At 37.5% G+C, this 25,784-nt stretch carries 25 protein-coding genes and 1 pseudogene; 12 read left to right on the top strand and 14 right to left on the bottom strand.

The features are described from left to right. Window positions 1-157 precede the first annotated feature (157 nt). Both F6K15_RS13880 and F6K15_RS13875 read left to right on the top strand, forming a co-directional pair. Window positions 158-1,120, top strand: coding sequence for a hydrogenase small subunit (locus tag F6K15_RS13880; RefSeq protein WP_293061647.1), 963 nt, complete (start codon window positions 158-160; stop codon window positions 1,118-1,120). Between the two features lie 253 nt (window positions 1,121-1,373). Continuing rightward, window positions 1,374-2,978, top strand: coding sequence for a nickel-dependent hydrogenase large subunit (locus F6K15_RS13875; protein WP_293061646.1), 1,605 nt, complete (start codon window positions 1,374-1,376; stop codon window positions 2,976-2,978). Window positions 2,979-3,364: 386 nt separating this feature from the next. Here the strand turns inward: F6K15_RS13875 and F6K15_RS13870 are convergent, their stop codons facing one another. Then, window positions 3,365-4,564 (bottom strand): patatin-like phospholipase family protein, encoded by a 1,200-nt coding sequence (locus F6K15_RS13870; RefSeq protein ID WP_293061644.1) that lies wholly within the window; start codon window positions 4,562-4,564, stop codon window positions 3,365-3,367. A gap of 227 nt (window positions 4,565-4,791) precedes the next feature. On the opposite strand from F6K15_RS13870, the gene F6K15_RS38345 reads away from it, so the two are divergent. Beyond that, window positions 4,792-4,950 carry a hypothetical protein gene (locus tag F6K15_RS38345; protein WP_363267928.1) on the top strand — a complete coding sequence of 53 codons (159 nt, stop codon included), beginning with the start codon at window positions 4,792-4,794 and terminating at the stop codon, window positions 4,948-4,950. 110 nt (window positions 4,951-5,060) lie between these two features. Further along, on the top strand, window positions 5,061-5,375 hold the full coding sequence (locus F6K15_RS13860) for a clan AA aspartic protease (RefSeq protein ID WP_293061642.1): 315 nt from the start codon (window positions 5,061-5,063) through the stop codon (window positions 5,373-5,375). A 410-nt stretch (window positions 5,376-5,785) separates the two neighbouring features. Here F6K15_RS13860 and F6K15_RS38340 read toward each other — a convergent pair whose 3' ends face one another. The 12 genes and pseudogenes from F6K15_RS38340 to F6K15_RS13795 all read right to left on the bottom strand — a co-directional run bounded on the left by F6K15_RS38340 (window position 5,786) and on the right by F6K15_RS13795 (window position 19,007). Further along, window positions 5,786-7,222, bottom strand: a complete 1,437-nt coding sequence (locus F6K15_RS38340; protein WP_363267926.1) for an SUMF1/EgtB/PvdO family nonheme iron enzyme — start codon at window positions 7,220-7,222, stop codon at window positions 5,786-5,788. Continuing rightward, window positions 7,215-7,538, bottom strand: a complete 324-nt coding sequence (locus F6K15_RS13845; RefSeq protein ID WP_293061640.1) for a CU044_2847 family protein — start codon at window positions 7,536-7,538, stop codon at window positions 7,215-7,217. Before F6K15_RS13845 ends, F6K15_RS38340 begins: the two co-directional genes overlap by 8 nt. Before the next feature lie 754 nt (window positions 7,539-8,292). After that, window positions 8,293-8,847, bottom strand: coding sequence for a GNAT family N-acetyltransferase (locus F6K15_RS13840; protein ID WP_293061638.1), 555 nt, complete (start codon window positions 8,845-8,847; stop codon window positions 8,293-8,295). 911 nt (window positions 8,848-9,758) lie between these two features. Beyond that, window positions 9,759-10,031, bottom strand: a complete 273-nt coding sequence (locus F6K15_RS13835) for a hypothetical protein (protein ID WP_293061637.1) — start codon at window positions 10,029-10,031, stop codon at window positions 9,759-9,761. 212 nt (window positions 10,032-10,243) lie between these two features. After that, window positions 10,244-12,304 carry a hypothetical protein gene (locus tag F6K15_RS13830; RefSeq protein ID WP_293061635.1) on the bottom strand — a complete coding sequence of 687 codons (2,061 nt, stop codon included), beginning with the start codon at window positions 12,302-12,304 and terminating at the stop codon, window positions 10,244-10,246. Window positions 12,305-12,543: 239 nt separating this feature from the next. Further along, complete coding sequence (gene gvpA / locus F6K15_RS13825) at window positions 12,544-12,816, bottom strand: gas vesicle structural protein GvpA (RefSeq protein WP_293061633.1); 273 nt, start codon at window positions 12,814-12,816, stop codon at window positions 12,544-12,546. Between the two features lie 39 nt (window positions 12,817-12,855). After that, complete coding sequence (locus F6K15_RS13820; RefSeq protein WP_293061632.1) at window positions 12,856-13,335, bottom strand: hypothetical protein; 480 nt, start codon at window positions 13,333-13,335, stop codon at window positions 12,856-12,858. A gap of 105 nt (window positions 13,336-13,440) precedes the next feature. After that, window positions 13,441-13,650, bottom strand: a pseudogene (gene gvpA, locus F6K15_RS13815) (gas vesicle structural protein GvpA); the annotation flags it as partial. Window positions 13,651-14,127: 477 nt separating this feature from the next. Then, the gene (locus F6K15_RS13810; protein WP_293061630.1) at window positions 14,128-14,805 is read right to left on the bottom strand and encodes a GvpL/GvpF family gas vesicle protein; all 678 of its coding nucleotides are present in this window, start codon (window positions 14,803-14,805) and stop codon (window positions 14,128-14,130) included. 216 nt (window positions 14,806-15,021) lie between these two features. Continuing rightward, on the bottom strand, window positions 15,022-15,330 hold the full coding sequence (locus F6K15_RS13805; RefSeq protein WP_293061628.1) for a hypothetical protein: 309 nt from the start codon (window positions 15,328-15,330) through the stop codon (window positions 15,022-15,024). After that, window positions 15,330-17,291, bottom strand: a complete 1,962-nt coding sequence (locus tag F6K15_RS13800; protein WP_293061626.1) for an AAA family ATPase — start codon at window positions 17,289-17,291, stop codon at window positions 15,330-15,332. The genes F6K15_RS13805 and F6K15_RS13800 overlap by 1 nt, the downstream gene beginning before the upstream one ends. A 978-nt stretch (window positions 17,292-18,269) precedes the next feature. After that, window positions 18,270-19,007: a GvpL/GvpF family gas vesicle protein gene (locus F6K15_RS13795; protein WP_293061624.1), complete on the bottom strand. Its 738-nt coding sequence runs from the start codon at window positions 19,005-19,007 to the stop codon at window positions 18,270-18,272. 400 nt (window positions 19,008-19,407) lie between these two features. Between F6K15_RS13795 and F6K15_RS13790 the strand changes: the two genes are divergently transcribed. From F6K15_RS13790 to F6K15_RS13775, 4 genes are all read left to right on the top strand, one after another. Continuing rightward, window positions 19,408-19,656 (top strand): gas vesicle protein GvpG, encoded by a 249-nt coding sequence (locus F6K15_RS13790; RefSeq protein ID WP_293061623.1) that lies wholly within the window; start codon window positions 19,408-19,410, stop codon window positions 19,654-19,656. A gap of 74 nt (window positions 19,657-19,730) precedes the next feature. Beyond that, complete coding sequence (locus F6K15_RS13785; protein WP_293061621.1) at window positions 19,731-20,375, top strand: Uma2 family endonuclease; 645 nt, start codon at window positions 19,731-19,733, stop codon at window positions 20,373-20,375. A gap of 85 nt (window positions 20,376-20,460) precedes the next feature. After that, window positions 20,461-20,862 (top strand): hypothetical protein, encoded by a 402-nt coding sequence (locus tag F6K15_RS13780; protein WP_293061620.1) that lies wholly within the window; start codon window positions 20,461-20,463, stop codon window positions 20,860-20,862. A 12-nt stretch (window positions 20,863-20,874) separates the two neighbouring features. Continuing rightward, on the top strand, window positions 20,875-22,764 hold the full coding sequence (locus tag F6K15_RS13775) for a GUN4 domain-containing protein (RefSeq protein WP_293061619.1): 1,890 nt from the start codon (window positions 20,875-20,877) through the stop codon (window positions 22,762-22,764). Here the strand turns inward: F6K15_RS13775 and F6K15_RS13770 are convergent. Then, window positions 22,761-22,940: a type II toxin-antitoxin system HicB family antitoxin gene (locus F6K15_RS13770; RefSeq protein ID WP_293061618.1), complete on the bottom strand. Its 180-nt coding sequence runs from the start codon at window positions 22,938-22,940 to the stop codon at window positions 22,761-22,763. The two genes, F6K15_RS13775 and F6K15_RS13770, sit on opposite strands and share 4 nt — an antisense overlap. A 56-nt stretch (window positions 22,941-22,996) precedes the next feature. Here F6K15_RS13770 and F6K15_RS13765 point away from each other — a divergent pair, with 56 nt between their 5' ends. Genes F6K15_RS13765 through F6K15_RS13750 form a run of 4 tightly spaced genes read left to right on the top strand, consistent with a single transcriptional unit; the run spans window position 22,997 to window position 25,663 of the window. Continuing rightward, complete coding sequence (locus tag F6K15_RS13765; RefSeq protein ID WP_293061695.1) at window positions 22,997-23,239, top strand: DUF2442 domain-containing protein; 243 nt, start codon at window positions 22,997-22,999, stop codon at window positions 23,237-23,239. Between the two features lie 30 nt (window positions 23,240-23,269). Further along, window positions 23,270-23,512, top strand: coding sequence for a type II toxin-antitoxin system HicB family antitoxin (locus F6K15_RS13760; protein WP_293061617.1), 243 nt, complete (start codon window positions 23,270-23,272; stop codon window positions 23,510-23,512). Then, window positions 23,512-23,730: a type II toxin-antitoxin system HicA family toxin gene (locus tag F6K15_RS13755; RefSeq protein WP_293061616.1), complete on the top strand. Its 219-nt coding sequence runs from the start codon at window positions 23,512-23,514 to the stop codon at window positions 23,728-23,730. Before F6K15_RS13760 ends, F6K15_RS13755 begins: the two co-directional genes overlap by 1 nt. A gap of 52 nt (window positions 23,731-23,782) precedes the next feature. Beyond that, the gene (locus F6K15_RS13750) at window positions 23,783-25,663 is read left to right on the top strand and encodes an ArsA family ATPase (protein ID WP_293061614.1); all 1,881 of its coding nucleotides are present in this window, start codon (window positions 23,783-23,785) and stop codon (window positions 25,661-25,663) included. The last annotated feature ends 121 nt before the right edge of the window (window positions 25,664-25,784 follow it).

Raw genomic sequence — 25,784 nt, 5'->3', positions numbered from 1 at the left:
AAAACCAACAATTAATCAATAATTAAAAATTTCATAAAATATACAAAATCATCATTATCTATCCTTTATAATTTCATAAAGGTTGAATTAGGGTGCGACAAATTCTATCGTGAATTCCATCTCAACCTCATATAACAGAGAGGAGAATCAGGACAGAATGATAAATCTACTGTGGCTTCAAGGCGGAGCTTGTTCTGGCAATACCATATCATTTCTCAATGCTGAAGAACCAAATATTTGTGACTTAATTACAGACTTCGGCATTAATGTACTTTGGCATCCTTCTTTAGGATTTGAACTTGGTACAGACGTTCAACAATTATTAAAAGATTGTATTTCGGGAACAATACATTTAGATATATTAGTATACGAAGGAACTATAATTAATGCTCCCAATGGTACGGGAGAATGGAACCGTTTTGCCGATCGCCCGATGAAAGATTGGGTAAAAGAATTATCGGAAGTTGCTGGTTTCGTGGTCGCGGTGGGAGACTGCGCTACTTATGGTGGTATTCCAGCAATGTCACCAAACCCTAGTGAGTCTGAAGGTTTGCAATTTCTCAAACGGAAAAAAGGTGGATTTTTAGGAGAAGACTTCAAAAGTAAAGCTGGATATCCTGTTATCAATATTCCCGGTTGCCCCGCGCACCCAGATTGGATTTCCCAAATATTAGTAGCAGTTGCCACTGGCAGACTTGATGACATTACCTTAGACGAATTTCACCGCCCCGAAACATTTTTCAAAAGCTTCACTCAAACAGGTTGTACTCGCAACGTTCACTTTGCTTACAAAGCTTCAACCTCAGATTTTGGGCAGCGTCAAGGATGTCTATTCTATGACTTGGGTTGTCGCGGACCGATGACTCATTCTCCCTGTAACCGCATTTTGTGGAACCGAGTTTCGTCTAAGACTCGCGCGGGAATGCCATGTTTAGGCTGTACGGAACCAGAATTTCCATTCCATGACCTCGCACCGGGAACAGTATTTAAGACTCAAACAGTCATGGGAGTTCCCAAAGAATTACCAACGGGAGTTAACCGTAAAGATTATGCTTTGCTGACTATGGTTGCGAAAGATTCAATTCCAAAATGGGCAGAGGAAGATTTCTTTACCGTTTAAAAGTAGGTTGGGTTGAGGAACGTTAGCGCCAGCTTATCCGTTAGGATAAACCCAACATAATTACGATTTACGCACAAACCGGGTCGATCGACAAAAATTCGTTATAACAGTAATCAAGGCAATAAACCCAGTTTCTTTGTTAGTTTGCGTAACTCCTGATTTAATTACACTTCGCTACTTAGATATAGTTGTTGGGTTGCGCTGCCGCTTAACCCAACCTACAGTTGATAACTAATAACTGATAACTAAAATAATGGTTCAAACTAAAGTACAAACATTAGATATTTCCCCCGTGGGTCGCGTTGAAGGCGACCTAGATGTAAGAGTTGACATTCAAGACGGATATGTAACCAACGCTTGGACTCAAGCACAAATGTTCCGAGGTTTTGAAGTCATCCTCAAAGGTAAAGACCCTAAAGCTGGTCTCATTGTCACCCCCAGAATATGCGGAATTTGCGGTGCTTCTCACCTCACCTGTGCTTCCTGGGCATTAGATACAGCTTGGCAAACGGAAGTACCTCGTAACGCTATCCTTGCTCGTAACCTCGGTCAACTTGTAGAAACACTCCAAAGTCATCCCCGCTTCTTCTACGGTTTATACGCGATCGACTTAACTAACAAAAAATACTACAATAGTCCTTTCTACGAAGAAGCTTGTAAGCGTTTCGCAGCATTCACAGGTACATCCTACGAACCTGGTATTACTGTTGCAGCAAAACCCGTAGAAATATACGCTCTATTCGGCGGTCAATGGCCTCACTCTAGTTTCATGGTGCCCGGTGGTGTCATGTGCGCTCCTACTCTCACCGATGTTACCCGCGCCTGGGCAATGTTGGAATATTACCGCACCAACTGGTTAGAACCTATATGGTTGGGTTGTTCCATTGACAGGTTTGAACAAATTCAAACTTATGAAGATTTCATGGAATGGTTGGATGAAAATCCTAATCATGCTAGTTCTGACCTCGGTTTCTATTGGCGCATGGGTCTGAATATTGGTTTGGATAAAATTGGTGCGGGTGTTGGTAAATATATGAGTTGGGGATATTTGCCTCACGAAGATAAATATCAACGTCCGACTATTGAAGGTCGCAATGCTGCGATGATTATGAAAAGTGGTGTTTATGATAGCGCTACAGATATTCATCAATTGATGGAGCATACTTTTACGCGGGAGAATACTTCCCACGCTTGGTATAACGAGGGTGATGGAGATGTACATCCTTTTGACCGCACTACGGTACCCATTCCTAATAATGATATTGACTTTGATGGTGCTTATTCTTGGTCAACTGCTGTATCTCACCAAGACTTAGGTCGGATGGAAGTTGGTGCTTTAGCGCGGGAGTTGATATCAGGTGGCGACCATGGGGAAAGTTGGCAGCAGAAAGACGGCTTAGTTTTGGATATGTTCAAGAAAATGGGCGGACCGAACGTACATTTGCGCGTGTTTGCCAGAATGCACGAACTAACTAAGTTGTACCGTGAAACAGAACGTTGTTTGCGGGAATTTAAGTTGCGCGATCCTTGGTATATTAAGCCTGAAGAAAAAGACGGTCGTGGTTGGGGTGCGACTAATGCTAGTCGTGGTTCCCTCTGTCATTGGGTGGAAATAGAAGGGGGTAAGATTAAGAATTATCAGGTTATTGCGCCGACTACTTGGAATGTGGGACCCCGTGATGGTGAGGGGGTGCGCGGACCTATTGAGGAGGCGTTGGTTGGTATTCCTATTGCTGATGTGAATGACCCCGTGGAAGTAGGTCATGTTGCTCGGTCTTTTGATTCTTGTTTGGTGTGTACTGTTCACGCTCACGATGCGAAGACTGGGGAAGAGTTAGCGCGGTTTCGGACGTCATAATTAGCAGTTAGTTTCCAGCTAGTAGGGTGGGTTAGCGTCAGCGTAACCCACCGAAATATTGTAGATTGGGTGGTGCGTTACACTTTCCTGCGGAATGCTGCGCAAACGTTAACACACCCTACTGGACTCAGCAGTCAACCGTAGGGTGGGTTAGCGTCAGCGTAACCCACCGAAATATTGTAGATTGGGTGGTGCGTTACACTTTCCTGCGGAATGCTGCGCAAACGTTAACACACCCTACTAAACTACTTTCAGCTATTAGCTAAAAAGGGGCGTTGGATGCAGGGGCTTAGTTTTTTATAGCAGGCGATCGCTCTTAATTTCATCCTCTTAAAAACTAGGAATTACTCACCCGAACTACTATAATGTTGTCTATAGCTGGAGAATTAATTAGGCTTAGGCTTAGGCTTAGGATTTGAATCAATAAATTGTTCAATTGCCTCTGGAATTTTAGTATATGTATCTATACCTTCCTTATACTCGTGGACGTCGCCTTTTTCAATGTAGTATTCCGCTGCTGTTTTTAGCTCCTCACAGTTCTTAGGATTATCTATTTCTTCACTGACTTTTTCATTAACGAATTTGTTATAGGCATCCTTTTCATCTAGTAACTCCCGGAGCCGATGTTTTTGTCGCTTTCCTTTGAGGTGTTCGTTTAGATCGAAATTCAAACGTAGGTAACTGCCCCCTTGACTTCTCACTATTCGCCGACAAATCTCTTCTGAATTTATCGCAGATGGGTCCATGAATATATTGGGTATATTTTTAGCCCAACTTGCCAGTCCCCACTTTTCGACCTCTTCATATCTGTAGGGGCGAGTTGTCTGACCAGTTCCAATGGAAAGTACAGCAATATTGCTGAAGTTTAATCCTTTATTTAGTTCAAAAGCACGAGCGATCGCTACTAAAGAAGGGTTATTAGCTGATACTCCACCATCAATGTGCGGAAGATATTGCTCTGGATACTCGTCTGCATAATAGGGAAGTTTATAAGGGGGGAAAAATGTTGGAGCTGATGCTGAAGCAGCACATATTTTCCATAGCTCAATGTTGTCATACCATTCTGGCTCCTCATTAGGAGGGTTATTGCAAAACCAAGTTGTGTTTCGGCTATAAACATCATAAGCAGGAATCAGAATGCGAGGTGTCTCGATCTCCCTCAACTTCGTAGACCCCAATTCTTCCTCCAATACTTTAGCTAAACCCCGATTTCCATCTTCATGGGGGTATAAAACCTTAATTCCCCAAGGTTTAGTCAAAAGTTGCTGAATTTTATCTCCCAAAAGTTGGCTAATCTTTCTCCATTTCCTTTGCTGACGCACACTGTCGAGAAAAATATCTTTTCCCTTCTCCTCGTAGAGATATATCATCTTCTGGGCACTCTTCTGACAAGCAATAGCACCAGCCAGAATTGAGCCAGTAGATGTGCCAGCAACAAAGTCAAAATATGTATGTAGTTTGTGGCCTTTTTTTTCGAGAATTTTCTCTACTTCTTGGAGAATTCTTGCAGATAAAACTCCACGGATACCACCACCATCTAGGCTGAGAATTCTGCATTTTTCATTCTTTTCATTCTCTGTAGTCATGCTACTCCTGGAAAAGTTAAGTTTTAAGCTGATTACAACTAATATTTAATAATAACACAGTTTTAGGTATAAATATCTGACATCAGCTCCAAGTTTGGTAGAGGTTTGGTCTCCAAACCCCTACGATATTGAATTGTACCAATGCTACCGAATTTGATATGATATAATGAGTTTCTTCTTACTTCTGCTATTATAAATAAACAATCCTTTTTTTGGAGCATAAGTTGATGGAAACACTCTTATTAAGTTATGAAGAAGTTGCAAAGATTGCTGAACAGCTTTATCAAAGTAATATCCGCGCTGCTGTTGAAATACCAGAGAATATAGGCAAAATGGTGATTATTGATATTGAAACGGGGGATTATTCTGTTGATAAAAATGGTTGAAAAGCAGCAGATTGTCTCTATAAGAAAAATCCCCTAGCTAGATTATTTGGCATTCGTATTGGATATAATGTGGCTGCATCTTTTAGTGGTTTCATGGAGAAAGTTAGCGAGTGATTTCTGGTATTGTTAATAATGGATATCCTACAGTATCCATAACATTCCGTCTCCCTGATCATCCTAATTTTTCGATTCAGTTTGTGATTGATACTGGATTTACAGATGAACTCTGCTTACCAAGTGAAGTTGTTGCTTTGTTAGGTTTACCTTTTAGGTTTGCTATGCCTGCCAATTTAGCTGATAATACAGAAGTTATCTTACCAGTTTATGAAGCAATTATAGCAATGAGCGCTGGTGTATTTACAAATTGCAGGAGAGGCCAAATAGCTAAAAGTCTTATATTATCAGTAATTTATTCCCCCAGATGAGCTGTTGCCTTCCGGAGCTGTTGCCTGCGCACAGCGCTATATTCTCTGGAATGGTGAATAAAGGGCGGTTCGAGTTCTGGAAACTGGAAGACGACCTTTATTGGGAACCGCGATGTTAGAAGAAGCTGAACTGGTAATTCAGTTTACTGAAGGTGGGTTGGTAACTATTGAGGAATTATGAGAAAGAAGAAGATAGAATCCTATGTGAGGTCAACTCAATGATTTGTCAAATTTCTTGAGATAGTCTTGATGATCGATTTACAAATCATCAGCTTTTTTAATCCTTAGTTTCTTTAATAAAATGACACTAACAGAATCTAAAAAAAATTTCGACGTGCTTTAGCGCAACTCAAAAGAAAGAGAAAAAAAGAGTAAAGGGAAAAAGAGGAAAAGAGCAAAGGGGAAGAATCCTAGGAACGAAAGGCAGAAACTACCAGACCAGACCAGACAATCCGAAAACCCCAATTGAAGTCGTGGAAGTCGGCATCGTAATAGAAACGCCTGGCACTGCGGCAATACCTAGAATAGCTCCCCCAGCCCCCGCCACGGAGCATTCGTAATCGACTATCTCCTTCAGTTTTCCAAGTACTACCATCAGTAGGGGCGCCTTCGTAGTTATCATGCCAAACATCCTGACACCACTCCAAGACATTCCCGTGCATATCGTATAAACCAAAAGCATTAGGAGGAAAACTTCTTACATCTGTTGTTTCTTGGCGATATTTTCCTTTGGGAGCATTGCTATAAGTATAATTACCGTTACAGTTCACTAACTCAGACGTTATAGTTTCTCCAAAATAAAATGGTGTAGTTGTACCAGCGCGACAAGCATATTCCCACTGACTCTCACTTGGCAGTCTGTATGTTTTTCCCATTTTTTGGGATAGTTTTTGACAAAATTCTACAGCATTGTACCATGAAACCTTTTCTACAGGGCAGTTTCCTCCTTTAAAGCTAGAGGGATTTTTTCCCATAATGGCTTGATATTGGTTTTGAGTAATAGGGTATTTGCTCATATAAAAAGGTTGCAGAGTAACTTGGTGTTGAGGACTTTCATTGTTATATCTTCCCTCTTCATTTTCCGGCGAACCCATAATAAAAGTACCTCCAGGAATAGCCACCATTTCCAATATCACACCATTACCAAAATCTTCAGTAAAAAATACTGCTTCATCGGAACGACGATCAATTTCTTCACCTTCATTGTTTACCGTTATTACATCAAATTTTTCTAGGTAAAAATAAGAAATAATAGGAGGCATTTGATGCCAAATTTTATGCAAAGCTTCTACCGAAATAGCTAACCCCTTTGCTCCATCTTTCTCCATATTCGTAGCTACACCCAACACACCACCAGTTTCCAAGTCAACAACAGGTGCGCCACTATAACCTCTACGGAGGCGATCGCTTTCATCAACCAACAAATTCCAAACTGCCAACCTTTCATTATTTTGACGAGCGAAACGCTTTTTCCCCAAAGTTCCATCAACAGTTTCCAGCAAGATTTTTTTCTCCTCACCATAGAGATAATGACCTGCTGTCCGAAACTTGCGATTTTTTGCTTCGGATAAACTTATTAAATGGAAAAGTGGCACATTCAGCTTTTCAACTCGCAATACTGCTAAATCAAAACCCTTAACATCTCCTGTTGCTAAAACTTCTGCCGGAATATTATTAACCAAAACATTTTCCTCACCACCCACATCCTCAACAACATGAGCACAGGTTAGCAAATAAGTATAATTATCCTCTCGATAAAAAGCAAATCCAGTACCAATAACATCTGCCTTGCGAGAGTTGTCACTAGCACTGGAAATTAAAACAATAGATTCTTCTAAATTACTCATTATCTGACTTTTTAGGTTTCAGAACCAACTTAACCTTTAAATTTGTACCAGCCTTTGCTTTAGTAATATAAAGATTACCCTCCCCCTCAAAATTAAAACCTACTTCCACCTCAGCTTGTTCAATTTCCATATCTTTATTAATTTCTTGCCAAGCTTCAGCAATAGGGCGACTAATACTAATTAATATAGGCTTAACTTTAGCAAAACTAGATTTAACTTCTTTTATAACATTAGTAGAAATAGGCTGGGCTTCATTCTCTGGGACTTCAGCCTCAACTAAAATACCATCTTCTAATTCAATTAATCTGGTGGCCATATATAATTATTGGTAAATTTAACAGCTATTCTATTCCAGAATATCTCTTGAATTTTCAGGATAATGTGTAAATATAGGAAAATTTAATACCAATTCACTTACAGCGGTTTTCATTTGGGTAGACCACAGTAGGGACGTTCCATGGAACGTCCCTACAAGGTTTTATTTGTGAAGATGTGGTTCATCAACTTGAAAAGCGCTGTCAAAAATGTCACAAATAGTTGGTAATTGATGAATTGACATCCTCTCCGGCCTAAAGGCACGGAGATTCCTACTGAGCCGTAGCTCTTCGGCGGGTTGACGCTTCTTAGGCTGCTGCTACTTTGACAGTAGTCTTATGCTTGCCTCCACGTCCGTTTAGAGTTTCCGTTAGCGTAGCTCCTCCGGAGGAGGCGTGCCCCCCGGCAACTGTTAGTACAGTAGCATATATTCAATTTACTTGCAAATAAAAAGTCGCCCGCTTATGGGCGAGGCTTTAAACCCAATTTTTCGGTAAAATAATAAGATGAAATTACTGTAAAATTTAGGTTTAAAGTCGCTAAAACATCTCTTTCATCACTTCTGACTTCTGACTTTAGTGAAACGATATAACTTGGTGGCAACTCACCCTCAAAATAGAGCGATCGCCCAAGTTTTAATTATTAACCTATAGGAGTTGCCATTACTTTGAGGAAATTCTCACCCTTCTCAAATTATAGTCACAGCAAGAACTTAACTTCTGACTTCTGAGTTCTGACTTCTGAGTTCGTTAATCCTATTCCCGCCAATATTTAGGATCATCCAAACTATCTGCACAGATAATTCTTCCACTGAAATTTCCAATAATTCCCGGACGCAATTCTTGAACCATCCAAGCATCTGCGTTTTTTTCTGGTATGGGATAGGAAGGCTCAAACCCAAGATTTCCTGCTGGTTTAAATCCGAAACGTGGATAATATGTGGGATGACCGAGAACAAAAACGAGGTCTACGCCAGATTTCGATAAAATATCTAATCCATTTTTAATGAGTTTACCGCCAATACCTTGTTTTTGAACATCAGGCATAACTGCTAGGGGACCCAGAATTGAAATTGATAAGGGAGCATTGGGTTCTAAACTATCTGTGTTGGGTTCCAGACGAGCTTTACTGAACATAATATGTCCTACTGCTCTATTTTCTTGGAAAGCTAACAGGGAAATAATAGGTTTAGCACTATCATCCCCAAGAAGCAGTTGCACAATTTCAACACACTCGTCTGAGTCAAACGCAGCGCGTTCGACAGATAGCACATCGTCTAAATCTGAATCTAAAGCTTTTCTTATAATCATTAATCTGTCTCAGAATTTAATCCTATTATTTTATCCCAATATAACAGTGGAGTTGGCGATCGCCAATATTCTCAAATTCTCTTGCCTCAGTCACGATAATAAATTAACTTCTGACTTCTGACTTGGGGACTTCTGACTTCAAATAAATGCCGCGCGTTCGACAGATAGTACATCGTCTAAATCTGAATCTAAAGCTTCTCGTATAATAGACTTGTCGCTTTATAACTTAAAAAATCCCCAAAAGCCTTGTTCTGTAAAGATTGTAGCTATTGGAGAATAAAAATGCTTGGAATTATTGCTCTGTCTAGGTTATATCATGTTCGGTTGAATACTTATAAATAAATGATGGAGGAGTCAGGAGTCAGGAGTCAGGAGGGAAGAAAGGGGGAAAATAGGAAATATTGGAGATGGGATCTTGATAATTTCAGTATTTTTTTTGTACCGTCAGTACTGTAAGTCCTTAAATTTTATTTATAACTGATTATCCGAACATGATATTAGAGCGATTTTTTTCCTTTATTTAGCGACAACTCTAATCATTATTTGTTAATGCTATAGTTAATCTCTACCTTATATATTAACAACTAGACTAATTGAAACGTAGAGGAAAATAAATTTCGGCTTGGTGATTTGAGGTATAATATCATGTCCGGATAAAAGCCAGATAGAACTCCGTTCCACTTACACGTTAACGTGCGTTGTGCGCCAGCAAACAAAAAACTTTCTCTTTCTACTCCTGTTTCTTCTTCTTCCTTCCCTCCTGAGGATCTCCGACTGACTTCCCCTCCTGGGAGGGGGAGGGGCGAGGGGTGGGTTGACTCCTAAGTAATGCGCGATTAATATTATACACTAATTCAGCAAGGCTGAAATTTCCACCCCACGAAATTAATTTGGAGTGGAAAAATATCAACCTAATAACGGCGCATCTCATTCAGAAACTTATTCTGATAACGCAAAAATTCTCTCCGAGACTCCCGGGAACGACGTTTATTATATTGATAAATAGACTCACGCAAATTTTCTAGTTCCCGAATTCGACGTCGCTGATCCTTGAGAAATTCTTGCTGATATCTGAGATATTCTGTATGCCACTCATTAAAACGACGTTGACCATCACGAACTAACATTTGACGATAATGTTCGTGATTCAGCAAATGTATTGGAACATTACTAAGATCCCTCATCACTCAATACCTCTCAAATAAACATCTAAATCCTAAAAGTTTAACATTTTAGTTATTTAATTTAATATATCACAAAGGAATCAGGAATAAAGAAGAAGAAATAAATATTGAATCAAAAAAGGTAAATAATGATAGAGATAGGTAGCTTATACAATTTTAAAAATTTATTATAGGCAGAAATTGATGACTTTCTTTTATTCTCTAACTCAAATTCAAGACATTTTATTTATACTAGGATGCAATTTAACACTCATTCCCGCCCAAGAAATATTGTGTTCTATATAATTTACAAGCTTTGCTTTACCAGTAACTAAATCATACTTAAAGATTTGACCATTAAATATAGCAAATAATTCATCACCATAAAAATCTAGACAACCATAATTCTTGACTCCACTAGCACCACCAACAGCAATAGGAGTACCGTTATTATTAAGTCGCATCAGGTATCTTTGCCGATTATTATTATTACCAAAATCTGAATATGCTCTGCCCTTACTATCAAAAGCTAAACCACCACAATAAAAAGGATAATAAGATTTATAAGACCTAATAACTCTTCCTGCACCTGTCTTTACATTTACTCTTAATAATGTTTGAGGGCCCATTGCATAAAGAGTTTTTCTATGTTTAGAAAAAGCTAAACTAGCTACTTTACTATTACCTAATTTACCAATAATTGTAGTTTTGGCAGTGGTGGGATTTATTCTGACTAAATCTGTTGTTTTTTGGTCGCGCCACCGAATACCATAGAGTATATTTCCACAAAAAGCAATATCAACTATATGCATACCCATAGAACCAATTAAGACTGTTTTACCTGATTCTATATCTAGGGTATAGAGATTACTTGCTTTGCCTTTAGAATACAAATCTTGAATATAGATTAATCCTTTAGTCTTTTTATAAACTACGTCTGATGTGTCTGGAAGTTCTGAGGGGGAAACTTCGTCTGGGTCTTCTTGTTCTATATCGGTGGGCGGTTCCGATGACTCTGGGGGTAATGGGAGAGCTGATGGGGATGCTTCGTCTGGTAGTTGGAATTGTTCTACTATATCGGTTGGTAATTCCGAGGAGTCTGGTTGTGACGGTGGTGGATCTGATTCTGGTTTTTTTTTTGACTTTTCCAGGGGTTTTGTCTTCTGATTTTTTGTCTTTTTGTTCTGTCTACCACCAAGTAAATTATCTGTAACTACCCCTATTCCTTCAGATAAATTACCTGTAACTTCTCCTAGTCCTTCAGATAAATTATCTGTAACTTCTCCTATTCCTTCAGATAAATTGTCTGTAACTTCTCCTATTCCTCCAGATAAATTGTCTGTAACTTCTCCTATTCCTTCAGATAAATTGTCTGTAACTTCTCCTAGTCCCTCAGATAAATTATCTGTAACTTCTCCTAGTCCTTCAGATAAATTATCTACTATTTCTCCTCCACTATTACCAAGATATTTCAAACTTTGCAATGGATTAGTAAGTAGGGATAAATGGTTCAAAAAGAGAAGTTTTAAAATTTTGCCAATTGTAGTAATAAATGCTATTAAAGTTTTAATAAAATATTTGATAAATGACCAAATTTTGCCGATAATATCAACTATAAATAAATAGGTTTTAACTGGAATACCAATGAATACTTGAAATAGTATTTTCACCCAGAAAAATCTTTTCTTAACAGTGTCAATTATAAATTCATAGATTTTGATAATTAGATTTATACAAGCTTTAAAAACAGCTTTCAGCCATGACCAAATTTTGCCGATAATATCAACTATAAATAAATAGGTTTTAACTGGAATAGCAATGAATATTTGAAATAGTATTTTGACTCCTAAAAATATTTTGCTAATTTTATCGATGATAAATTCATATATTTTGACGATTAAATTCACACAAGCTTTAAAAACAGCTTTCAGCCATGACCAAATTTTGCCGATCGCCTGAAGTAAAAAGAGATATATTTTTACGGGAATCGCAATAAATACTTGAAATAGTGTTTTTATCCCTGAAAATATATTGCTAATAACAGTGAAAATGAATGTCAAAAACTTTTTGATATAACTAAACATTCCCATCAAAAGATTCAAACCTGGTAAAGGTAGTTTTTCTGTAACATTTTCCACCTTATCTGTTAATTCATTTGGCAAATATTTGAGAGAAGATAAATTTTCTGTGGGCAAATTTTCAGTAATATTTTCTACGACATCAGTAGTTTTCTTGAAAGGATTGGGAATACTAGGTAAATTCCCTTTCTCTTGCAGATTTTTGAAATTTTTCATCTCAAACTCCTTTAATCAATTAAAAGGTTTAAAAAGAGACATCTCCTTAACTAGCTATCAGCTATCAGCCATCAGCTTTTAGCTAACATCGGTGGGTTCGGTATCCCCCACTATATTGAAAAATTAGTGGTGTGCGTGTTCTGGGGGTTTGTAGACGCGGAACGGCTTCTCTTGAGTATCCCCCATCATACGCCTTGAGAGCTGACGGCTGACGGCTGACGGCTGACTGCTATTTCAAATTATACTAAAGTAGGAGAAGCCATCGGTTGTCCTATTTCAGTTTCATCAACAACTTCTGTTCCTGGTGCTGCTGCTAGAGCAGTTAAACCAACTGCTTCGGCATATTTTAAGTAAGTTTCTACTGAAGCAATAACTATCCTAGCTTCAACTGCAAGTAATTCAATACCTACTAAAGAAACCCGTACCCAAGCATCTATGACAACACCTTTGTCAAGAATGCGGTCTACAACTTCAGCTAGACTGGAAGATGAGTTAACTTTTTCTACTGCCATAATTTTGATTTATTCCTTTACTTCAAAGTCTTGAACTGCTTAAGATCCCCAAACATAATCATGCAATTTAGTTCGGAAGCGCTGTAATGTCTCAGTCAACTCCTGAGACATTAATGCCCGATCAGAACTGAATTGTTCCTGAAGTTGCAACACCTCAAGCTTAAGTTCTAATACTTCTTGTTTGCGTTTAGCAATATCTTCTAAACGCTCCTGACGTGCTTGTTGTTCATACAAACGCAGTGCTTCAACATAATCTTCTAACATTGTCCGCACTTGTTGATGACGTTCGGCATTATCCAGTTGTCTTTGCTGTTTTTCTGCCAAACCTGTTTCCTGAAGTTTTGTCACAAACTCCTGTAACATAGTGTGAAGCACCTGAGCTTCTTCATTAAGCTCTTGTCTAATAGCACGAAGTTCCGCTTGAGTTTGTTGTCTGTGTTGGGCAACCTCTAGTTTGCGTTCGGCAATTTCCGTTAATCTTTGCGATCGCTCTTTTGCCCATGTATCTTTAAGAGCCATAATTAAAGTTGTGCTTTAGTATTAATAAGCTCCAGCAGCAGAAGGTTCTGTTACTCCTATTGCGTCCATAGGTTCATCATCTAAATCATTAGACATAGCTTCTCCTGGTGCTGCGGCTAGAGCTGTCAAACCAACTGCTTCAGCATATTTTAAATAAGTTTCTACTGAAGCAATAACTACCCTAGCTTCAATTGCCAGTAATTCAATACCGACTAAGGAAACACGAACCCAAGCATCTATGACAACACCTTTGTCAAGAATGCGGTCTACAACTTCAGCTAGACTGGAAGATGAGTTGATTTTTTCTACTGCCATAATTTTTATTCCTTTTTTGCAATAAGCATCAATTTAACAGTTTTATTCCTTGGTTTAGCAACTATGTAATTTTGGCGTTGCTGATTCTGGGTATGATGCAAGCCCCCCTAACCCCCCAATTTTGGGGGGAATAAAACTCTAAAAGTCCCCCTTTTTTATCCCCCTCCCGTCCCCCTTGGAAAGGGGGAAGCCAGATGTTGCTTCGCTTTTGAAGGATGGGGGATACGCGGGGGCGTGGACCAGAACCAAACAATCGCGCATTCATACTTCAATTCAGCAACTATGTAATTTTTTAGTTGACTTTACAAGTAGGCACTGTTAAATATTAGGATGCTGAGATAATGAGCTTTACAGAGATTTTTAAGTCTCAGTTAACTATAACATTAGACTTGTCATTCTGATGATAATTTTCATATAGCAGGGAACAGGAAACAGGGAATAGGCAACAGTGGGAAAAACATTTCTTTTTGTTTCTTGCTATACAAAATGATAAGGTGGAAGTGCTTCACTCAAACTAATTTCCCAATAGGAACACTCAGCTTGCCAAGTTGGTAATTGTTGAGTAGTTAGAACTTCTACTTTACTATTGGCCAACAAATGGACTTGCTTAATTTCGCTTTCTGTACTATTTTTCCAGACTGCTTCAGGATATTCTTTGAGAATTAACTGACGTATATTTTCCCACTGTTGACGTTGCTCAGTTTGAAAAGCTTGCTGCTGTTGAAAGCGTTGTTTTTTTGCTAATAAATAAGCTTTGCCACGAGCATTACTACTTTCTAGACTAGAAGGAGGAGAAACGGGAGAAAATTTGATGGTATATTCTGCCTTTTCTGCCAATTGAGTTAAAGTAGTCAGATATTGTTGCTGATGATTTTGTAAGTGATTAATAATATTTCCAACAGCAGCAAAAGCATTTCCAAATCTGAGTGGTATTAGGGGAGTTTGCTGAAATATTTCTCTAACTACGCGATCGTGAGTTAATACTGCTTGGAGTAATTTTTCGTCTGTTTCCTGTATTGCTTCAATAGATATATCTGATTCAGTTACAGCAGCCAGATTTTGATATGGAATTAGTTCGACTTCCTTTTCCATACCTTTTGGCAATGTTAGGGATGATTTGGGTAAATTAACGAAAGCGTAGACATAAAATGACATTTTGGGTGCTTGGTGTTATGGCAGTAAGTTTTTTTTGCTCGTAGGTTGGGTTGAGGGTGCCTCGTTAGCGCAGCTTATCCGTAGGATAAACCCAACACAAGTAATATCGTTTCACGGAAGTTAAAAGTTAAAAGTAAGATTTTATAGGCTCAAAACTTTATTAAAATGGTGTAAGAATTTGTTGGGTTTCACTGGTTCAACCCAACCTACATTATTCTACTTACTAGAATCAGAATTAAAATTATGAGACTGTTTTTGATTCATTAGAGCGTTGTAAGCATTAGTAAAGTGAGCATTTCTAATCCTAATTTTGTTTGGAGACTTAATTCCTTTAGCACTATAACTACGAATAGTAGTCCAGTAGGGTGCGTTAGCGTTGGCGCAGCATTCCGCACCGAAAGCGTAACTGAGCGAAATATTTGGGAGAGCACCGAAATATTTGGGAGAGTTACCGTTGGCGCAGCATTCCGCACCGAAAGCGTAACTGAGCGAAATATTTCGGATAGAAGGTGCGTTACATTTCATTAACGCACCCTACTTGAGCTCGAATCAGAATTAAAATTATGAGACTGTTTTTGATTAATTAGAGCGTTGTAAGCAGTAGTAAAGTGAGCATTTCTAATCCTAATTTTGTTTGGAGACTTAATTCCTTTGGCACTATAACTACGAATAGCAGCTAAAGCAGCTTGATTAGTTAACAATGCCAAATCTGCTCCATTCCAACCTTCGGTACAATTTGCCCAATCATTCAAATTTACTCCTTGCAGTGGACGGTCTTGATTATGAACTTTCAAAATTGCTAAACGACCTGCTTTATCTGGTAAGTCTACTTTAATTTGCAAATCTAATCTTCCCGCTCGCAATAATGCTGGTTCTAGAGCATCGGGGCGGTTAGTTGCTCCCACCAATAATGTCTGAGTACAGTCGCGCAAACCATCTAATTCTGTTAATAATTGACCAACTAGGCGATCGCTCACTCCAGAGTCTCCGATAAATTTACCACGAGCAGGAGCTAGAGTATCAATTTCATCAATAAATATTACACAAGGTGCAACTTGTCTTGCTTTAGAAAAAAGTTCTCGTACTGCTTCTTCTGCTGCTCCCACCCATTTACTGAGCAACTCTGGTCCGTTGACAGCAATAAAATTAGCTTGTGCTTGGGAAGCAACAGCTTTTGCCAGCAAAGTTTTTCCGGTTCCTGGTTCGCCCCATAATAAAATTCCTTTGGGAGCTTTTGCCTTGGTTTGTTCGTATAATTCTGGATACAGTAATGCTCCCTCCACTGACTCTTGTAATTTTTGTTTTACTGCATCCAGACCGCCAATATTTTGCCAACTGACATTAGGCACTTCTACCGCTACAGACCGTAATACAGAAGGTTTAATTTCTTTAATTGCTGCTAGAAAATCAGTTTGCAATAAACTCATATCCTCTGGAGTCGGACTATCTAAAGATGGAACTTGACGACGGAGAGCTAAATAAGCTGCTTTTTGACATAAAGCTTTTAAGTCAGCACCCACTAACCCAACTGCCATATCGGCAATTTCTCCCAAGTCAACAGAACTATCTAATGGCATAGAATTTGTCATTATCTGCAAAATTTCTAATCTTCCATTGCGGTCTGGAATACGGAAATTAATTTCTCGGTCAAATCTTCCCGGACGACGGAGAGCAGGATCGATATGGTCTGGGCGGTTTGTTGCTGCTAAAATTAAGACACCCTGATGTTCGACAAATCCATCCATTAATCCTAATAATTGGGCAACTAATCGTTTTTCGACTTCTCCTTCAACTTTGCTACGGTCTGGAGCAATACTATCAATCTCATCTATAAATATCAGACAAGGAGCAGATTGTTTTGCTTTGGTAAAAATTTTGCGTAACCTCGCTTCTGCTTCCCCATAATATTTGCTGATTACTTCGGGCCCGTTAATTGCAATATAATTGAGTCTCAGTTCTTCTGCTATTGCTTTAGCTGTGAGAGTTTTACCGGTACCTGGCGGTCCAACTAATAAGACTCCACGAGCAGGTTCTAGTCCTAATTGTGATAATAGATCGGGGCGTTTGAGTGGGAGTTCTATTACTTCTCTTAATTCTTGAATTATTTCGGACATACCCCCAATGTCTTTGAGAGTAGGTCTTGATTTAGTTTCTGGAGGTGGGGGAGTAAAGTTAGTTTGTTGTTGAGGTCTGTTTTCTGTTACACCGCCAGTTTCTTTTGAGGTGGGTGCTGGTTTTGTGTCTGGGGGTGGGGGAGTAAAGTTAGTTGGTTGTGGAGGTCTGGTTTGTCTGGGAGGTTGTCTGATTTGGGTTTGATAAGGGTCTCTTCTTCTTGGTATGTTAGTGTTAGTTCTTCTGGGAGTATTGTTAATAGTTCGAGACTGTACTTGATAGGAAGTTTTTACTTCCCCTGTTTCGGATTTTTTTTCTAGAACTTTTGCTAATTCTATTATTTGTCTTAAGTCTAATCTTAAAAAATGATTCATTGTTTTAATTTTTGATAGTATCAGAGGTTTTCTGAGAAGTCCAATATGCTACATCCAGGCCCCCTAAATCCCCCAATTTTGGGGGACTTTTAGAAGAAAATTAACTCTTGTTCCCCCCAAAGTTGGCTAGGGGGGCAAAATTCAGTATCCAAGCCCCCTAAATCCCCCAATTTTAGGGGACTTTTAGAAGAAAATTAACTCTTGTTCCCCCCAAAGTTGGGAGGCTAGGGGGGCAAAATTCAGTATCAAAAAACTTTTCAGATATCCTCTAAAATTAGTGCTTTTGAGTGATAAAAGTTCTTTAATCTATGAGGTACAGTCTTAGATCCTCCCCCGCTCCCAGATCCCCCCTAACCCCCCTTAATAAGGGGGGAACCGCTTAAAAATAGGGAAACGCTTAAAAAGGTGAGCCTTCAAAGTCCCCCTTTCTAAGGGGGATGCGCGGGGGATCGTAAATCTACTTTATAACTGCGGGAATTGCTATATCAATTATTAGTATCTCCTCATTTAGTAGAGGTACAGTTTTAGATCCCCCCTAACCCCCCTTAATCAGCTATGCTTTATCAGCAAAATTCTTTACAAAAGTGGATAATGCCTATTCTCAAAAGCTTACGAGCATTTTGTTGGTTTTACTGATTTGACAAATTGGCTAACTTGTGTACTCCTAAAAGTTGTTTTTTGTTGTTGCGATCGCAACGACACTAGGAGCTTTCAGAATGTAATACATCAAATGATATTTTTGTCAAGTTTTATGTTAAGAAAGATGTTTATAAAGCATAGCTTTCTAAGGGGGATGCGCGGGGGATCGTAAATGTACTTTATAACTGCGGGAATTGCTATATCAATTATTAGTATCTCCTCATTTAGTAGAAGGCTTGAAATCTGAAATTTCTTTTAATTATCTATCAATTTCTCAAAGGTTATTACCTCCTTCATTTGAAAAAAGCTGATAGCTGATAGCTAATGGCTGAATGCTTTTCATTCTTCAATTCGAGCAAAATTAAAAGGAGCAGTAAAACTATTGTAGCGAATTTTAAATCTTCCCTCAAATTTACTATCAATAGCTTCTACTTTTTCACCAAATTCAGATTCTTTTTCCCAGGGTATTAGATAGGCTGCATTATAAATCATTTTTTCTGTTTGCAGGTCATTTTCTACTACTTCAATCGCCATTTTATTCAGAGTTGTTTGGAAAATTTCAATAATATCTTGTTTACGACTATTCATTTCTTGTTCAATAGCTTGCCCAATCTGAATCACCTCATCCATACTTAAATTTTTGCCAACCAAACTATCTCTTTGAGTTTTTAGTTGTGGATTTTCTACAAGTAACTTTTGAATTTCGGCATCTGGTTCCCAATATACTTTTATTCCTACTTCTCGATTATTTTCTAACTTAACAAATAATTCTTTCATTACCTGTTCAAAAGGATTAGTCAACTGTTGAGAAAATTTTTCCCAGTCAGAAACTACTAAACCAAATCGCATAGGCAAAACATTTCTATAACCTGCCTCCATCGCTGACTCAAGCACTTTTTCATGGGTAACTAAATTGCGACGACTTGCCAGATAACGTTCCTGTTTTGCCATAGAATAAAGCACAGCAAATTCATCAACAATTTGAATATTTACAACTTCTTTATCCAATCCTTGTAAACTTAAATTTTGCGGACCAGGTGGTAGGAATATACCATAAACATAGAAACCAGATTTCATAATTAATAATTCATTTGAGGGAATAGGGAATAGGGAATAGGGAGTAGTTCTAATTATTGTAGAGGTTTGGTCTCTAAAACTATCTGACTGTTAATATTTAATCATAACAAATTGTTAAGATGGAATAATGATTTAGGGGTTGATTCTCTAATTTTAGAGTACATCAGTTAATATAATTCTGTAAATAATCCCTGAATTAACACCATTTCACTATAAGAATTTCACAAATAGTTTCAAAGTTATAATGTCAAATAATTACCCGAAACTATTGTCTTGTCAAAGTTTTTAGTCAATCAAATCCAATTTCTGTACGGGCGAATGGCCATTCGCCCCTACGACTTTTGACTTCCACAAATGGGACAATTTTTGCTTAGATAACTAATTTTAGGACTTCATAATTATGATTATCCGTTTATTAACTCTGCCTATTACTGGTCCATTGGGAGGAATAGTTTGGTTAGGGAAAAAAATTCAAGAACAAGTTGATACAGAAGTGGATGATAAAGAAAATCTTAGTAAAAAACTTCTAGCTCTTCAACTTGCTTTTGACATGGGAGAGGTTTCAGAAGAAGATTTTGAAGAACAAGAAGAGGAGCTTTTATTAGCAATTCAGGCGGCGGAAGAAGAAAGGCTTAAAGAAGAAGAATAATTATTTTAGCCTTCAGTTTTTTGTTTAGTTAATTAACATCAAAACTGCTGTATTAGTTAACAGTAATTTTATTTATGACAAATTTACAAGTAAAAATTCCAACAGATACATGGGTTTCAGCTACTTGGGATGAATATCTCCAAACTATTGAAAATCCCATTTATGCTAAAGCAAAATCTTATTATTATCAAGGAAAATTCAGAATAGAAATGTCACCAGTAAGTTACAACCATGCCAAGGATGATATACTAATTTCCACAGCTATTAATATTTTCTGTAGTCTCAAAAATATCGACAGTAATGGTTTAGGTGATTGTAGTTATAGAAAAATTGGAGTTCGAGAAGTACAACCAGATATTTCCTACTATATAGGTGATAATGCTAATATTTTTCCCGTGGAAACTTCTATTATAGATTTAGATAGATGTCCATCGCCAGATTTAGTCATAGAAATAGCCAATACTTCACTCTCTGATGATAAAGGTGAGAAAAGGTTGATTTATGAAGATTTAAAAGTTAAAGAATATTGGATAATTGACGTAAAAAATGTAGATATTATTGCTTTTACTATGGTTGATGGTGGCAGTAAAAGGATTACAGAATCTCAAGTTTTACCAGGGTTAGTAATAGATGTTTTAAAAGAGGCTTTACAACAGAGTCGAAGTGTCAGTCAAAATCAAGTTTTTGCCTCTCTAATTTCTCAATTTCAAGAATCTTGATCGTAGGATATGACACCTAAATTTCCTTAAAAAATTAATTTAAGGGTATAATCATTTTATTCCTGAAAAGTCACAATCAAACATTATGTCATTAGAAAATATTCAACTAACAATTTCTCTATCTGACCCACAATTAGACGAAGATAGACTTCAAACAGATACCCGGAATATTTTGTCGGAAATAAAGAAATTTGATGGTGTGCAAAAGGCAAATTTAATGCAAATAGAAACTGCCGAACCTGGTGCTAAAAGTGACGGAGGTTTTCAAATAGGTACTATCATAGTAACTGTTATTACGAGTGAATGTTTGAGATTTTTAGTGAGGTATTTAGCCGATCACCTCTATGGTAAAGCTGCTAAAATGAAAGTTAAAGGTAAAGGCAATGATCGAGAGGTAGAAGTCGAGATTGAAGGCCGTAATGCTAAAGAATTGAATGAGGAGTATGAGAAAGTCGAGCCAACAATAAAAAAAGTTATTAATGGTTAAGGAGATTTTTTCATGGCAAAAATAGCTTTATTAGTTGGAATTAGTGAATACCTCCCAGAATTTACAGCTTTGCCTAGTCCTGTGAAAGATGTTGAGGCAATGAAAGAAGTTTTAAGTAATTCCGAAATGGGAGGTTTTGATGATATTAAAGTGTTGAAAAATTCTGATCGCCAACAAATAGAAGAGGCAATTTATGAATTGTTTGCTAACCGGAGTCAGGAAGATGTTTTACTTTTTTATTTTTCTGGTCATGGTGTTACAAGTCAAGAGGGTAATCTATTTTTAGCCACTCCTAAAAGTCGCAAAGATACACGGGGAATTGTTACACCGACTTTTGTGGGTGCTAGTTTTATACAAGGTGAAATGGATAATAGTCTTTCCCAACGCCTGGTTGTGATTATTGACTGTTGTTATAGTGGCGCATTTACTAAAGGAATGATTGCTAAAGGGGATGAAAATATAGATATCCAAGCAGAATTAGGGGGTAAAGGTAGGGCAATTTTGATGTCTTCTAGTTCTGGCCAAGTTTCTTATGCGCCTGAAGGTTCGGAACTATCTATTTATACAAAATATCTAGTTGAAGGAATTAAAACTGGGGCAGCAGATACTGATAATAATGGCAAAATTTCAGCGGATGAATTGCATCAATATGTGAGTGAAAAGGTAAAAGAAGAATCTCCAGCAATGATTCCTCAATTTGCACCTGTGAATGACGGTTATCGAATTTATTTAGCAAGTTCTCCCCAAGACGATCCGAAATTGCAATATCGTCGCAAAGTGCAGGAAATATTGCGCAAAAATAATGGCAATATAGATTTTCTCAATCGTTTTTTATTAGAGGAACTATGTAATAGACATTGTATATCTGATGAGGAAGCAAAGGTGATTGAAACTGAAGAAAAAGAACCTTATATTCAGTTTAATAAAAAGTTAAAACGTTATGAAAATATTTTTCATCAAGCAGTTGAAGAATGTTTTCCATTTGTGGAAACTGAAAAGGAAAAACTACGGAATATCAAGTCAATTTTAGGACTGAGAAATGAAGATGTTGAGCCTATAGAAAAACGAATTATCTCTCAACTACCGGGTTTACAATTTCAAAATATTTCAGTGGTTGAAATTAAAAATAATGAAAAAAAACAGATTATAACTCATTCATTGGAATCACAAAATTCTACACAATTAAACAACAAAGATCAAAAAGTATCATTCTCAACGGTAGCTCGAAAAAATCCTACTAAATATACTGCTAATAGTTTTGAATCAAGGTCTAACTTGGGAGAGGTAATTTTGCTAGTAACGTGCATGAGTATTTTAATAGTGACATCTTACTTAAGTAGCTCACACAACATAAACAATATTAATAGTATAACATCACTACAATCTGAACTACAACACACAGATAACATTGAAAGTACCAAACAACCTACTAACATCAGGATAGATTATTCTACTCTAGAAAATCTACTAAAACAAAATAAATGGAGAGAAGCTGAAAAGGAAACTTATAACATTATTTTTAAAGTTAGTAATCGAGAAAAAAAAGGTTGGCTAAATTATGAGTCAATTGCCAACTTTTCATGTCCAGACTTCAAGAAAATAGACCAACTTTGGGTAAAATATAGTAAAGGTAAATTTGGCTTTTCCGTGCAGAAGAAAATTTATCAGAGTTTTGGTGGTACATCTACATATAATAATGCAGATATCTCGATCTGGGAAGAGTTTAGCGAAGAAGTAGGATGGGGTTATGACCTATTGGGAATAAGGCGAAGGAGGGAGAATATTGATTTAGAAAGCTCTTATCGGGGACAATTACCAGCTTTGTTTGACTGCACCCACTCTAGTTCTTTGTGTTGGTTGGCAGGGAATTTCTTCTCTCGTGCAGAGACTTGTGGACTTTAACGTAACTCACTATCTGAATTTAACTCTTCTATGTATTCTAAATAAGATTCTATGACATCCTTAATATTTTCCAATGCCTCACCTTCAGTTTCTCCCTGAGACCAACATCCAGGTAAATAAGGACACCAAACAGCATATTCTTCATCAGTTTGTTTCAGTTTAACTGGGTATCGCATCTATTTAAATTCTTCTGCTATTTATTTGGTAAATATTATAACATTTATCTAATTTGATGTTAGAAGACATTATCGAAGTTAATCATCAAGAAAACTATCTACTTCATCTTAAATTTGAAGATGGGAAAGAGGGAATTGTAGATATTAGTCAGCTAATAAAATTTACAGGAATTTTTGCAAAATTACAAGATATAAATTATTTTAAAACCGTCAAACTTAATCCTGAATGGGGCGCCATTTATTGGGAAAATGGCGCAGATTTAGACCCTGATGTTTTGTATTCTATTATCACAAACTAACCAATAACATATTGAAGGAAACATTAATTAATGATTCAAGAATATCTACACAAAGCAATGCAAGCCGCTAATTATGAAATACTTGAAGATGAAGAGGGTTTTTATGGGTCAATTTCTGGCGCTAATGGAGTATGGGCAACTGGTAATACTCTAGAAGAATGTCGTCAGGAATTATTAGAAGTATTAGAAGAGTGGGTACTTATTGGTGTGGCAATGGGTCATCAACTCCCTGAATTTGATGGTGTTAGTTTAAAAGTGGAGTCTGTTCGGTAATGCCTGTTTTTGGTCCCATATCTCGTCGCGACTTAATTGCAGCATTGAGGTCAGCAGGTTTTTCTGGTCCTTATTCTGGAGGAAAACATCAGTTTATGGTGCGTGATAGTTTGCGAGTTCGTATTCCTAACCCTCATCGAGGAGATATTAGTAGGAATTTACTCAGACGAATTTTAATGCAAGCTGGTATTTCTGAGGATGAATGGGAAAATTTATAGTAGGGGTGGGTTCTAATTCAAATAAACCTTGATTTTTAATATAAAAAAACTGATGGAACTTTTTGATAACCTAAACTTAGCAATGTTTAGTGGCAAAGGAGGTGTGGGAAAAACCACAACTTCTTGTGCTTTTGCTTGCCAATGGGCGAAAAAATTCCCTGATGAAAAAATCCTCTTAATTTCCACCGATCCTGCCCACTCTTTAGGAGATGTCCTGCAAATACAAGTCACAGATACACCAACACCTTTACAAAATTTACCCAATCTTTCAGTCAGAGCTTTAGATGCTAATCTCCTGCTCGAAGAATTTAAACAACGTTACGGCGATATCCTAGAACTACTGGTAGAACGAGGTAGTTTTGTTGAAGGGGAAGACCTCACCCCAGTCTGGGATTTAGATTGGCCAGGATTAGACGAATTAATGGGTTTACTGGAAATACAACGCCTCTGTAACGAAAAAGTAGTCAATCGAGTAGTAGTAGATATGGCTCCGAGCGGTCATACTCTCAACTTATTCCGACTAATGGATTTTTTGGATACCCTACTCAACTCCCTAGAACTTTTTCAACAGAAATATCGCTACATAAAAGAAAGTTTCGCGGGTAAGTATACACCAGATGAGGCGGATGAAACATTACAAAATCTTAAGGACGAATTAGCAGCAGGTCGTCATTTATTACAAGAGTCTCCTAATACCGCTTGTTTAGTTATGGCACTACCCGAACCGATGAGTTTTCAGGAGACCAGGAGATTTTTAGATTCTTTGGAAAATCTGAAAATTCCTTACGGTGCGATTTTTGTGAATCAAATTGTTATAGATAAGGATAGTAGTGGCGATCGCTGTCTGGAACAAGGAAAGTTAGTTAGTCAGTTTATGGAACTGGCAGGAGAAAAATCGGTATACCTGATACCCCAACAAAATTCTGAACCTTTAGGTATAACTGCCCTAGAAAATCTAATCGACCAAATTTCTCCAGCAGAAAGTCTACCACTCTCAACTTCTGAGAAAGTAGATATTAAATGGCCGGAAAAAATTCCTCCTGGTTTTACTGACTTTATTGAAGAGGGTAAGCGTTTATTAATTATTGGGGGAAAAGGAGGTGTAGGGAAAACTACTATAGCTGCTGCCATTGGTTGGGAAATGGCACAACGGCATCCAGAAAGTCACATTAGAACAGTTTCTATAGATCCTGCCCATTCTTTAGGAGATGCTTTTGGTCTAACTCTAAGCCATGAACCATCTATAATTAATACTAACCTCAAAGGACAAGAAATAGAATCAAATCGAGTTCTTGATAAATTTCGAGAAGATTATTTGTGGGAATTAGCAGAAATAATGAGTGGGGAAAAAGCCGATAATTCAGCATCTTTTGAAATGGCATTTGCTCCCAAGGGATGGCGTCAAATTGTCGAACAAGCTTTACCTGGTATTGATGAAATATTATCCTTATTAACAGTAATTGAATTGTTGGAAAAAAACCAAGAAGATTTAATTATTTTAGATACAGCTCCCACTGGTCATTTATTACGTTTTTTGGAAATGCCTAGTGCTATGCAAGATTGGTTGAGTTGGATTTTTAAACTATGGATAAAATATCAAGATATTATTGGTCGAACCGAATTTATGGGGCGTTTAAGAACTTTACGGAAACGGGTAGTTAATGCACAAAAAATTCTGAAAGATTCGCAAAAAACAGAATTTATTGGAGTTATGCGTCCCCAGACCGGAGTTATTGCCGAAGCAGAACGTCTTTATCAATCTCTTGTAGAAAAGAAGATAGCACAAAATTATGTGGTTTTAAATTGTTTTACCTCTAATAGCGTTGTTCCTAGGGATAAATTTCCAGGAGCAGAAGTTTTTTGTATGCCAATGTTACCTCGTTCAATTGAACCTATAGAACAAATAAAAGGAGCAGCTAATTATTTATTTTGATTTGTTGATTGTTTGTGGTAGGTACATTTTCATTGGCGTTGCACAGTGAGGAATGATTTGAGATTTTTGATGAACATAATTTGGGATTAATCAATTGCTAGAATTATTAACATTAGGTTTT

Source organism: Okeania sp. SIO2B3, assembly GCF_010672525.1.
Classification (GTDB): Bacteria; Cyanobacteriota; Cyanobacteriia; order Cyanobacteriales; family Microcoleaceae; genus Okeania.
This window is presented reverse-complemented; position numbering and strand designations above follow the sequence as displayed.